The organism is Gymnodinialimonas phycosphaerae, assembly GCF_019195455.1.
Classification (GTDB): domain Bacteria; phylum Pseudomonadota; class Alphaproteobacteria; order Rhodobacterales; family Rhodobacteraceae; genus Gymnodinialimonas; species Gymnodinialimonas phycosphaerae.
In genome coordinates, this window is the sequence record NZ_JAIMBW010000001.1 from 3,210,549 (window position 1) to 3,222,587 (window position 12,039).

General features: G+C 62.2%; 11 protein-coding genes. 7 read left to right on the top strand and 4 right to left on the bottom strand.

Features of this window, described 5'->3' with window-relative positions; all coding sequences use genetic code 11:
- Positions 1–30 precede the first annotated feature (30 nt).
- Both KUL25_RS15960 and bchF read right to left on the bottom strand, forming a co-directional pair.
- Positions 31–1,314, bottom strand: a complete 1,284-nt coding sequence (locus KUL25_RS15960; protein WP_257893827.1) for a ferredoxin:protochlorophyllide reductase (ATP-dependent) subunit N — start codon at positions 1,312–1,314, stop codon at positions 31–33.
- Positions 1,311–1,790, bottom strand: a complete 480-nt coding sequence (gene bchF, locus KUL25_RS15965) for a 2-vinyl bacteriochlorophyllide hydratase (protein ID WP_257893828.1) — start codon at positions 1,788–1,790, stop codon at positions 1,311–1,313. Before bchF ends, KUL25_RS15960 begins: the two co-directional genes overlap by 4 nt.
- A 311-nt stretch (positions 1,791–2,101) precedes the next feature.
- Between bchF and KUL25_RS15970 the strand changes: the two genes are divergently transcribed.
- The 7 genes from KUL25_RS15970 (at position 2,102) to KUL25_RS16000 (ending at position 8,853) form a co-directional block, all read left to right on the top strand.
- Positions 2,102–2,950, top strand: coding sequence for a cobalamin B12-binding domain-containing protein (locus KUL25_RS15970; protein WP_257893829.1), 849 nt, complete (start codon positions 2,102–2,104; stop codon positions 2,948–2,950).
- A 36-nt stretch (positions 2,951–2,986) separates the two neighbouring features.
- The gene (ppsR, locus tag KUL25_RS15975; RefSeq protein WP_257893830.1) at positions 2,987–4,429 is read left to right on the top strand and encodes a transcriptional regulator PpsR; all 1,443 of its coding nucleotides are present in this window, start codon (positions 2,987–2,989) and stop codon (positions 4,427–4,429) included.
- 57 nt (positions 4,430–4,486) lie between these two features.
- Entirely contained in the window at positions 4,487–5,416 is a 930-nt protein-coding gene (chlG, locus tag KUL25_RS15980) for a chlorophyll synthase ChlG (protein WP_257893831.1), read from the top strand.
- The gene (locus KUL25_RS15985) at positions 5,413–6,678 is read left to right on the top strand and encodes a BCD family MFS transporter (protein WP_257893832.1); all 1,266 of its coding nucleotides are present in this window, start codon (positions 5,413–5,415) and stop codon (positions 6,676–6,678) included. Before chlG ends, KUL25_RS15985 begins: the two co-directional genes overlap by 4 nt.
- A 2-nt stretch (positions 6,679–6,680) precedes the next feature.
- Positions 6,681–7,862 (top strand): geranylgeranyl diphosphate reductase, encoded by a 1,182-nt coding sequence (locus KUL25_RS15990; protein ID WP_257893833.1) that lies wholly within the window; start codon positions 6,681–6,683, stop codon positions 7,860–7,862.
- A gap of 12 nt (positions 7,863–7,874) precedes the next feature.
- Positions 7,875–8,396: an isopentenyl-diphosphate Delta-isomerase gene (gene idi, locus KUL25_RS15995; protein ID WP_257893834.1), complete on the top strand. Its 522-nt coding sequence runs from the start codon at positions 7,875–7,877 to the stop codon at positions 8,394–8,396.
- 67 nt (positions 8,397–8,463) lie between these two features.
- A complete protein-coding gene (locus tag KUL25_RS16000) occupies positions 8,464–8,853 on the top strand; it encodes a hypothetical protein (protein ID WP_068361705.1) in 390 nt (129 codons plus the stop codon).
- On the opposite strand, the gene dxs is transcribed toward KUL25_RS16000, so the two are convergent.
- Positions 8,850–10,760, bottom strand: a complete 1,911-nt coding sequence (gene dxs, locus KUL25_RS16005) for a 1-deoxy-D-xylulose-5-phosphate synthase (protein ID WP_257893835.1) — start codon at positions 10,758–10,760, stop codon at positions 8,850–8,852. The genes KUL25_RS16000 and dxs overlap by 4 nt on opposite strands.
- Before the next feature lie 130 nt (positions 10,761–10,890).
- Positions 10,891–12,036, bottom strand: coding sequence for a photosynthetic reaction center cytochrome PufC (gene pufC, locus KUL25_RS16010; protein WP_257893836.1), 1,146 nt, complete (start codon positions 12,034–12,036; stop codon positions 10,891–10,893).
- Positions 12,037–12,039: the final 3 nt, after the last annotated feature.

Consider the following 12,039-nt stretch of genomic DNA (forward strand, 5'->3'; position numbering starts at 1 on the left):
TCGCGCCCATTGGCCATTCCGGGTGCAACTTCATTCGGCGGCCTCCAGCTTCAGGAGGGCACGGCGGCGGATGGGGCGGGAGAAGAGACCTGCGAGGTCGCCTGCCTGCTCGTAGAAATGCACCGGCGTGAAGACCAGTTCGATGGCCCATTTCGTGGTGAGGCCTTCTGCCTCCAGCGGGTTAGCGAGGCCGAGGCCGCAAACGGTGAGGTCCGGGCGCGCGGCACGGACGCGGTCGAGTTGCTTGTCGACGTCCTGGCCTTCGGAGATCGTGGGGCCTGCAGGCATAAGGTCGAGGTCGGGACCGACGAGGCCCTTGTGGATGAAGGGCTGGCCCACCTCGATCGCTTCCATGCCACATTCACGGGTGAGGAAGCGAGCCAGGGGAATTTCCAGCTGACTGTCGGGCATGAAGAAGATCGTCTTGCCTTGCAGCGCGGCGGAGGCATTGGCGATGGCCTTGCGGGCCCGGGCGCGGGGGGCTGCGGTGACGCGGTCAAACGTCTCATCATCGACGCCAAATTCATCAGCGATGGCGCGCAGCCAAAGGGTCGTGCCTTCTTCGCCAAAGGGGAAAGGCGCGCTGATCATCGTGGCGCCGCGCCGCGTCAGGGCGGCGGCGGTGTCACCAAGGAACGGCTGGAGGCAGGCAAAGACGGTGTTGGGGCCGACGCCGGGGGTGTCCGACGCGCGCGGCGCAGGCAGGACGCGGATCGGGCCGATGCCCATTTGCGTCAACAGGGAAACGGCCTGATCCTCCACCACATCCGGCAGTGCACCTACAAGCATCAACTCGCGCTGATCGATGGAAGGCAGGACGGGGACCATGGAGGCCAGGCATGCGTCTTCGCCTTGGGTGAACGTCGTCTCGATGCCGGAGCCGGAGTAGTTCAGCACCCGGACGTGGGGGGCATGTTCAACGGTGAGGCGTTCGGCGGCGCGGGTGAGATCCAGCTTGATAACCTCGGACGGGCAGGACCCGACGAGAAACAGCTGCTTGATGTCGGGTCGACGCGACAGAAGACGGGCGACTTCGCGGTCCAGCTCTTCATGGGCGTCAGCCATGCCGGCAAGATCGGTTTCCTCAAGGATCGCAGTGCCGAAGCGCGGTTCGGCAAAGATCATCACGCCGGCGGCCGATTGCAGAAGGTGGGCGCAGGTGCGCGAGCCAATCACAAGGAAGAAGGCGTCCTGCATCTTACGATGCAACCAGATGATGCCGGTGAGGCCGCAGAAAACCTCTCGCTGGCCACGCTCTTTCAGAACGGGGGTGTCGCGGCAGGTGCCCGAGGGGATGCCGGCGGGGGTGTTCATGCCGTGGCCCCCAGTCTTGCCTGGCGCAGCTTCCACAGGAACTGCGCTGCGTTGATGACGTAGGCGGCATAGGCCGCCAGGGCGATCGACATTTGTGTCGCCGTGGGCCAACCGTTGAGCAGCGCCCAGACGTAGGTGAGATGCAGAGCGATCACGAGGAAGGACACGACATCTTCCCAGAAGAAGGCAGGGGCGAACAGCCATTGGCCGAACACAACCTTTTCCCAGATCGCCCCGGTCACCATGATCGTCAGCAGAATGGCGGTCTTCAGGATGATCGAAACCGTCGCGGCCTCATACCCCAGGCCCGACACAAGATAGCGGATCACCAGCGCCAGAGAGACCAGAAATACCAGGAACTGAACCGGGGCAAGGACGCCTTGAACCAAGGTCCAGACCGTCGCATCACGCCGAGCGCGTTCTTCTGGTGTATAGAGCTGCGAGCTGTCCAGCACGGTCATGGTGTCGGTCGTCATGGGATATCGATTCCTCCAGGCCCTCCCTCGAAATTAGGTCTCCTTTGGTCAGAGTGTCAATCTAAACTTACACATTCTTCCAGGTGAACCCGCATCGACGCTTAACCCTTCGGACATCACTTTTCTCTTTGTTTACTTGGGTTTTTGCTTATCTAATGATATGCAACAGGTACTAGCAGAGGTTGAGATTGTCGAAAGTGTCTAATTTCTTTGACATTTGCAGTGAGACTCAGCGAGATATAGACATCACCACAGCTTTCATTGCGTAGACGCCGCGCACCGCAAGCAAAGGTAAGGGTATTGGCAGCACGATGGCCGACGACAGCAGAACTTTCGCGCAAGATCGGACCATTTTGGCCGATCACGACGTGACTGAGCTTGCCAAGCTGGCGCTTCAGCGCTTGGCGCGTCCCGGCGGGGCACGACCGGTTAAGTCAAAGGGGCTTGCCGAACGGTTGGATGACCTGTGCGATGCCTACTTGTCGGATCGCAATGAAGATCGGCACCAGATCATCCACCAGATGCGTGCGGATGGGATCAGCACAGTCGAGATCATCGATCACGTCATCCCCGCCGCTGCCGCGGTGTTGGGCCAGCGCTGGACGGACAACGCAATAAGCTTCGTCGATGTCACGATTGGCACGGCGCGCTTGCAGGAAGCGGTACGCGCCCTGATCGCCCACGGGTTGTCTTCGACGGGAACGTACTTAGATAACGTTAAGAACTCTGCGGGCCCTGATCGGGTCCATACGCCACGGGTACTACTGGTGATCCCGCGGCCCGAGCATCACACGTTGGGTGCTTTCGTGGCCGCAGATCAGTTTCGGCGCTTCGGCTATGCGGTCGACATCGCCGTGGACCAGCACCCGAAAGAAGTCGCGGTGACCCTGCGGGATCGGCGATACAGCATGATTGGAATATCGATTGCAGGCCGGAGAACACTTGCATCATCAAGAGAATTGGTGGACATAATTCGCGCTACCGTGACCCGCGTCACGCCAATCGTTCTTGGCGGTTCCTTGTTGGACACAGACCAGGACTTGAAAATGGCAACGGGCGTCGATCACGTGGCAAGAACGGTACGGGACGCGTTAGAGATATGTGGTTTGAGCATTGTGGAGTTAGACCCTCCTTCAAAGTCGGTGGCAGACCACTTATGAAATTATTGAACGATCTGTGACGGAGAACATGTTCTTATGAACACGCGCGGAACAGGTTTTTGGGATACGCCCTCGGCCTCCCCGATTGGGCCCGAGCACTTCAACGAGATTGTGACCACGGCTGCGGATCTGGCGATTGTGCTGGATACGTCCGGCACGGTGCATTCAGTGGTAACCAACCCACTCAACCCCACCCTGGGGCAGCTTGACCATTGGAAAGACCACGACATTCGCGAATTTCTGACGGTCGAAAGTCAGCCCAAGATTGATGCGCAGTTGTCGGCTTATCGCGATGGGCAGCAAACAAAGGCAGACGCGATCGAGGTCAATCATTCGGACAATTCCGATTGGGAATTCCCGATCCGCTACACGCTGCACAAGACGGGCGACGACAACATCATCCTGATGCTTGGCCGCGATCTGCGCCCGATTGCGGAATTGCAGCATCGCCTTGTGAAGGCGCAGCTGGCGCTGGAGAAAGACTACGAATCCCACCGAGATTATGAGACGCGTTATCGCGTCATCATGGAGGCCGCCCGCGATGCCTTTGTGCTGGTGGACGTGGCCTCGGGGCGGATCGTCGATATCAACGGGCTTGGCGCAAAGATCCTGGGGGCCAGCGCCGATGCGCTGACCGGCTCGGCGTTCACGCAGGAATTCGAAAGCCGCCGCCGGGGCGAGTTCATCGAAGGTCTTGTGGCCGCTGCCGCCGATGGCGCCTCGCGGGTCGTGTCCGTCACGTCGCGCCGCACGAAAACGGACGTCGTGCTGTATCCGGTGGTGTTCCGCGCCGCCGGAGATCGCACGCTCTTGTGCCGGATCGAGACCGCCGGAACCACAGAAACCGTCGCGGTCGAGCTGACCCAGGTTCTGTCCGCCCTCTACCGCGACGGGGCCGACGCGATTGTGTTCACCGACATGGCCGGTGTCATCCGTTCCGCCAATGATGCGTTTCTCAGCCTTTGTGATGCGGGGCAGTTGACGGATATTCGGGGCAAGTCGCTTGGCGAATTCCTGTCGCGCGGCTCGGTAGACTTGAAGGTCATGATCGATAGCGCCACGCGCAATAAGAAGATGCGCCTTTATTCGACCCGCCTTGAAGGCGCGTTTGGGTCAGAGCTTTCGGTCGAGATGTCGGCAACGCACCTTAGCACCGGCGACACGACGGGGTTCGCCTTTATCGTGCGCGACACCAGCCGCATCGAGGTGGTGCGCGAGCCAACAACTGCCACGCCTTCGGCCATGTCCGATGATGCGATGCGCGATGTGATGGATCTTGTCGGCTCGGCGCCACTGAAGGACATCGTTTCGGCCACAACGGATGTGGTGGAGAAGATGTGCATCGAGACCGCCGTGGAGCTGACAGACAACAACCGTGTCGCCGCCGCCGAGATGCTGGGCCTTTCGCGCCAGTCGCTGTACGTGAAGTTGCGCAAATACGGATTGCTGGCGAAGAACGACCCCACGACACCCAACTAAAGCGTCAACTTGAGTTTACACTTGCCGACTCGCGAAGTGTCAGCCTAAGCTGACACCATGAGTGTAACGACCGACCTCACACATTCTGAACCTGAGTCTCGGGCAAGCCCCCTGCGCCGGTTGCCGGAGCCGCGTGCCGTCCTGACGCTGCTGAAGCCGATCACCTGGTTTCCGCCGATGTGGGCCTATGCCTGCGGCGTCGTCTCGGCTGGCGTGTCCTTGTCGGGCAATTGGGTCTTGCTGGTTTTGGGTGTGATCCTTGCGGGTCCCATCGTCTGCGGCATGAGCCAGGCGGCCAACGATTGGTGCGACCGCCACGTGGACGCGATCAACGAGCCCGACCGCCCCATTCCCTCGGGCCGCATTCCGGGCCGTTGGGGCCTGTGGATCGCCCTTGCGATGTCGGTCTTCGCCGCGATGGTTGGCCTGGCGCTTGGCCCCTGGGGCTTTGGCGCAACGCTGGTCGCGATTGCAGCGGCCTGGGCCTATTCGGTTGAGCCGATCCGCATGAAACGCTCGGGCTGGTGGGGGCCGGGTCTGGTGGGGCTGTCGTATGAAAGCCTGCCTTGGTTCACCGGTGCCGCCGTCCTCACGGCAGGCGCGCCGTCCTGGCCCGTGGTCATCGTCGCGCTGCTTTATGGCATCGGTGCCCATGGGATCATGACGCTCAATGATTTTAAAGCATTGGAGGGAGATCGCCAGATGGGCGTTAACTCCCTCCCCGTTACGCTCGGTCCTGAACGTGCGGCGAAGCTGGCCTGCATTGTCATGGTTGTACCGCAGATCGTTGTCATTGGCCTTCTAGTCTACTGGAACGTCCCCTTCTACGCTCTGGCCATCGGGGTCAGCCTTGCGCTGCAACTGGCCGCGATGCGCGTGATGCTGCGCGACCCCAAGGCGAAAGCGCCTTGGTATAACGGCACAGGCGTCATGCTGTATGTGCTTGGCATGATGGTCACGGCCGTCGCCATCCGGGGGCTGACATGACCCCCGCAACGCACCTTGGATGGGGCGGCATCGTTCGGCTTTGCCTCGCCAACATGGCCATCGGCGGCCTCGCCGCGCTGCCTGTGAACCTGTTCAACCGCCTCATGACCGTGGAACTTGCCTGGCCCGCTATCCTGCCCGGCCTGCTGGTCGCGCTGCATTATGGGGTGCAGATGACGCGGCCTTACTGGGGCCACCGCTCGGATGCGAAAGGCGGGCGCACGCCGTTCATTCTAGGCGGAGTTGCCGTTGTGGGCGCCGGGCTGATCGGTGTGGCTTACGGGATCGCCTATGTGGACAACAGCACTGCCGCGCTGGCGATCTGGATCGTGTCCTATGCCGCGATCGGCCTTGGGATAGGCGCGGCGGGCACGTCGTTCCTTGCGCTTCTGGCGACCGCCGCATCGGATGAGCGTAAGGGCGCTGCGGCCACCATCGCGTGGTTGGCGCTGATCATCGGGGCCATCGCCGCCTCCGTCGGGACCGGCATCGCGCTGGAGCCCTATTCACCGGGCCGTCTGCTGCCGGTTGTGGCCGCCGTCGCCATCATCACCTTCCTGATCGCGGCCCTCGGCACCTGGCGCGTCGAAGCGCGCCTTGGCGCGGTCCCTGCCCCGTCGCAACACGCCCTTGGCCCCGCGCTTGCCGCGACCTGGGCCGACCCCGCCGCGCGGGCGTTTACCGGCTTCGTGTTCCTCTCCATCCTTGCGTTCTACCTGTCTGAATTGGTGTTGGAGCCCTTCGCGGGCCACGTCCACGGCCTGCCCCCCGAGGATTCCACCAAGCTTTCCGGCGCCAAGGACGGCGCCTCGTTGGTTGGCATGCTTGCCGCTGGTGCGCTGTCGACCCTGCGCATCGGATCGCTGCGCGCCTGGGCCGTGATCGGCTGCCTGATCTCTGCTGCGGGCCTTGTGGGCCTTGGCATGGGGCTTGCCCTGATCCCCTTCACCGTCGTGCTTGGCGTCGGCAACGGATTGTTCGTCGTGGGCGCCATCGGATCGATGATGCGCCTTGCTGCCGCTGACAAAGGCGCTGCCGGCACCCGGATGGGCGTCTTCGGCGCGGCACAGGCCATCGCTGCGGGCCTTGCCGGCCTGATCGCCACCGGCATCCTTGATATCGCCCGCCTCGCCCTGCCGATGGAGGCCGCTTACGGCACCGTCTTCGGGCTTGAGGCGATCCTGTTCGTCGCCGCCGCGCTTGTCGCCGGGCGGCTTCTTCACACGCGGGCTAGCCAACCCACACTGCAACCGGGAGAATGACCATGAAATATGATGTTGTTGTTGTGGGCGGCGGCCCCTCTGGCGCCACCGCTGCCGAGGATCTGGCGCGATCCGGCCACAAAGTCGCGCTGATCGACCGGGCGGGCCGTATCAAGCCCTGCGGCGGCGCGATCCCGCCGCGCCTGATTGCGGATTTCAACATCCCCGATAGTCAGATCGTCGCCAAGATTACTACAGCGCGGATGATTTCCCCCACCCAGCGCAAGGTGGATATCCCGATCGAGAACGGCTTCGTCGGCATGGTCGACCGCGAGCATTTCGATGAGTTCCTGCGTGTGCGCGCCTGTGAGGCCGGGGCCGAGCGGCATACCGGGACCTACACGAAAATCACCCGCGACCGCGACGGCACCCATGTCCACTACCGCGACAAGACCACTGGGGACGCTGTCGTGCTGGACACCAAGATGGTGATCGGCGCCGATGGCGCGCGGTCCAACGTCGCCAAGCAAGAGATCAAGAACGGCGACAAGGTGCCCTATGTGATCGCCTACCATGAGATCATCGAGAGCCCTGCCGCGACGGAAACCTACGACCCCATGCGCTGCGACGTGATCTATGACGGCAAGATCAGCCCCGATTTCTATGGCTGGGTCTTCCCCCATGGGAAATCTGCCAGTGTCGGCATGGGCAGCATGATCAAGGATGTGGACCTGAAAGAGGCAACCGCCGCCCTGCGCGCGGCCTCTGGTCTGACTGACTGCAAGACGATCCGCAAGGAAGGCGCGCCCATTCCGCTCAAGCCTTTGGATCAGTGGGATAACGGCCGCGATGTGGTGCTGGCCGGTGATGCCGCTGGCGTGGTTGCGCCGTCTTCCGGTGAGGGGATTTACTACGCCATGGTCGGCGGCCGCGTGGCCGCCACGGCGGCGGCGGCGAAGCTGCAATCGGGCATGATCAAGGACCTGCAACTGGCCCGCAAACTGTTCATGAAAGAGCACAAATCGGTCTTCAAGGTCCTGGGCGCGATGCAGAACGCTTATTATCGCAGCGACGAGCGACGCGAGCGGTTTGTCAGCTTGTGCCACGACATCGACGTGCAAAAGTTGACGTTCGAGGCTTATATGAACAAGTCACTGGTCAAGGCGCGCCCGATGGCGCACATCAAGATCGGAATCAAGAACGTCTCGCACCTTCTGGGCCTGGTGCAACCGACACGCGTATAGAGAATTTGGCGTATGATCATTCACATTCCCACCTGGGTCGACGGGACCCTGCAACCTGTGGAGAAGCTGGAGGCGCATCAGCGCGGCCTTCGCCACAAGGCGATCTCTGTGTTCATCCTGCGCGACGGCGATGTGCTGCTGCAACGGCGGGCCTTGGAAAAATATCATACCCCCGGTTTGTGGGCGAACACTTGCTGCACGCATCCTCAATGGAATGAAGCGGGCATCGATTGCGCCGTGCGCAGGCTGGATGAGGAACTGGGGATCACGGACGTGCCCCTGACGTATCGCGATACCGTGGAATACCGCGCCGATGTGGGCGGCGGCCTGATCGAACATGAAGTTGTGGATATCTTTGTGGGCGAAATGCCCGCCGGGGTTGAGCCGGTGCTGAACCCGGAGGAGGTCATGGACACAATCTGGCGGCCTCTTGAGGGGCTGGCGGAAGAGGTTCTGCGCGCGCCCAACACCTTCACGCCATGGCTTCAGATCTACCTTCACGACCACGCCGCAGCGATTTTCGAAAGCGTCTGATCTCGGTCAATTGCTGCAACCTCCCATCACCTAGAATGAAGTTGGTCTTTGGAGGAGGAAGCTAGTCATGCGCATTCTTGCCGCCGTGTTGTTGATGCTCGGCCTGTTCACCCCGGTCGCACAGGCGCAAAACTATATGGGTGAATACTATGCCTATATCGGGCCATCGGATCACTGGAATAGCCAGGGCGTGAGGCTTGGGGATTTCGGGGCCATCCTGCAGCAGGATCGGGCCAATTTTCACCGGTTCGGGATCAGGGATCAGTTTGACTCCGCCGACCCTTTCTTCGGCACCCTGTCGGCGCGGTCGCGCATTCCGACGATCTGGCAGGTGCGCCCGGGGTCAGAATACGTGGTCAACCGCGTCTTGTCCGGGCACGAGCAATACCTGCGGGTCGAGGTCTTCGGCACGGGCGGCATCCCCACACGGATTTTCGTTTCCGAAGGCGCGGGTTAGGCCCGCGCAGTCAGAACCTCAACGCCCAGGGCCTCCAGCGCCTGATGCGCGATGTCCTGGGCGGTCAGGCCCGCATCGGCGTACATGTCGGCGGGGCTTGCCTGGTCGATGAACCGATCCGGCAGATGAAGGCACCGCACGGCGCAGCGGCCATCCAACTGGCCCGAAGCCGCCAGGTGGTGCAGAACCATGCCCCCGAAGCCAAGCATCGCGCCTTGTTCTACCGTAATCAGGACGGAGTGATCGTTTATCAACCGATCAATCAGCGCGGTATCCAGCGGTTTGGCAAAGCGAGCGTCGGCCACGGTGACAGAAAGGCCGCGGGCCTCCAACGCGGTCGCGGCGTCTTTCGCTTCTTCCAGATGCGCGCCGAAGGACAGAAGGGCCACTTCGCGCCCCTCTTGAATGATCCGGCCTTTGCCGATCTCCAGCACCTCCCCGCTTTCAGGCATCTCCACGCCCGTGCCTTCGCCGCGCGGATAGCGCAGGGCGATTGGGCCGCTGTCATGGGCGGCGGCGGTGGCCATCATGTGCACAAGCTCGGCCTCATCAGCGCAGGCCATGACGGTCATGTTCGGCAGCCCGCAAAGATAGCTGACGTCAAACGCGCCCGCGTGGGTCGGGCCATCAGCCCCCACAAGGCCCGCGCGATCGATCATGAAGCGGACGGGCAGATTTTGCAGGGCGACATCGTGGACGATCTGATCATAGCCCCGTTGCAGGAAGCTGGAGTAGATCGCGCAGAACGGTTTCAGACCCCCCGCCGCCATCCCGGCGCTGAACGTCACGGCGTGCTGTTCGGCGATGCCGACGTCGAAGACGCGCTTGGGCATGGCCTTTTGCAGCGTCGCAATGCCGGTGCCGCCGGGCATCGCAGCGGTGACGCCGACGATGCGGTTATCCTGCTCTGCCATGCTAAGTAGGGTCTTTCCAAACACACCCGTATAGCTTGGCGCGTTGGGGGCGGACTTGGCTTGGACGCCGGTTGCGACGTCAAACTTGGCGACGCCGTGATAGCAATCATCCGACAGTTCCGCCGGGCTGTAGCCCTTCCCCTTCACGGTCACGGCGTGGATCAGAACGGGACCCGTCGCGCGGGCCTTGGCCGCGCGCAGGGTGGTCAGCAGCTCGTCCATGTTATGGCCGTCGATCGGGCCGATATAGGTGAAGCCCAAATGCTCGAACAAGGTGGCAGAGGGTTGGTGGCCTGTCACAAGTTCCCGCGCACGATCGGCCCCGTGGCGAAGCGGTTCGGGCAGGTGAGAGGCGACACCATCGGCGATCTCCTTGAGGGTCGCGAGGGGGGATTTGGACGACAGGTTCGACAGATACGTCGACATGGCACCGACCGGGGGCGCGATGGACATCTCGTTATCGTTGAGGATCACAAAAAGCCGCGCGCCTAAATCACCCGCGTTGTTGAGCGCCTCATAGGCCATGCCAGCGCTGATGGAGCCGTCACCGATCACCGCGATGCCATCCCCCGTCGCCTCGCCCAGATCACGGGCGGCGGCAAAGCCGAGGGCGGCCGAGATGGAGGTAGAGGAATGCGCCGCGCCGAAGGGATCGTACTCGGACTCGGCGCGTTTGGTGAACCCGCTTAGGCCGTCTTTCTGGCGCAGGGTCCGGATGCGATCGCGGCGCCCGGTCAGGACCTTGTGGGGGTAACACTGGTGGCCGACATCCCAGACCAGCTTGTCATAGGGCGTGTTGAAGACCGCGTGGATCGCGACGGACAGCTCTACCACCCCCAGCGAGGATCCAAGGTGGCCGCCGGTTTCCGACACGGCGGAAATCACCTCGGCGCGCAGCTCATCGGCGCATTGCGCCAGATCCGCGTCGGACATGCGGCGCAGGTCGGAGGGATAGGTCACTTGATCGAGAATGGGGGTGTGCGGGCGGTCCATTGGGGCGTTCCTTTTGGCTCGAACACGCACGATAGACTATGAAAGCGGTGTTCATGGCAGTGCCGGAGGGGTCTGAAGCCCCCGGAAAAAGAAAGCGGCGGCGAAGGGGTGCCCCTCGCCGCCAGCGGTGTTATTCGGCTGCTGCTTCCCATGCAGAGTAGTCCGGCGGACCCTCCAGCACGTTCAGCTCGGGCCAATTGGCGATCACGTTCAGGCCCTGCATTGGCTGCTGATAGCCCTGGTGACAGGTGCGGCAGGCCGCCAGGGGCGCGTCGCCATAGACCGGGCCAAGCCGGTTTTCGGGATACACGTCCTGCAAGGGTTGCAGGTGGTTGGCGATCATCTCCTGCACCATCAGGATACCGAGGGAAGCCGTGCCCCATTGCGGCGTGTTCTGCCCGCCATCGTAGAACGCACGAGAGTTGTGGCAGAACACACAGTTCACCCCCAGCGAGTTCGAGATGTAGTTCATGAACGCATAGGTCCGCTCGGTCTGCTGGATCAGCGGATCGCCGGGCTGTTGCTGCACACGGGAAGCAAGGTCGTGAACGGCGATCTGGTTGTAGAACCCTTCGTCATTCTCGATCAGGTAGTGCTCCAGATAATCCGAGGGCAGGGAGGTGAAGTTGGACGCCATTGTCGCGCGGTTCTGGTTCGCGCTCCACCCCTCGGCATTCGCGTTCACCGGGCTGATGCGGAACCACACGTTGTTCGGCACCGGCTGGCCTCGGTGGCAGGTGTAGCAGGTGACACCAACTTCGTAGTTGGCATTCACATGCGCATCCCATTCCACGTTGATCGTCCGCGTCATCACCAACATCGAGCGCGCGACGACCTTGGTATAAAGATCGTCAGAGGCATAATCACCCTCATCCGCGCCCGCATGGCAATAGGCACACCCTTCTTCCGGCGCGACCCATTGGGTCATCGCGTTCATCAGGCGGTTGAAGTTGAGGTCGGTCAGATCGCCCAGAACCTGGACGTTCTCGTAGATGTCACCGGCAAGCTCTTCGCCCTCTTCCGGGACCCACGGCTCATCGGTGTAGAAATCCGCGACCGTGGGATCGCCCGCTGCAAGGCTACGCTCGAACTCGGGCACATGCATGCCGGTGCCGCGCGGGCCCGTCTGCTGCGAGGCCGTTGCATAGGGTTGGCCGAAGCCCACGATCATCGCGGCAACAAAGACCGCCCCGCCCACGGCACCGACGGCAATCGCCGGGCCGAAGATGTTGGTGGGGTTGTCGTTATTCCACTTGTCAAACCACTTGGGAAACATTGA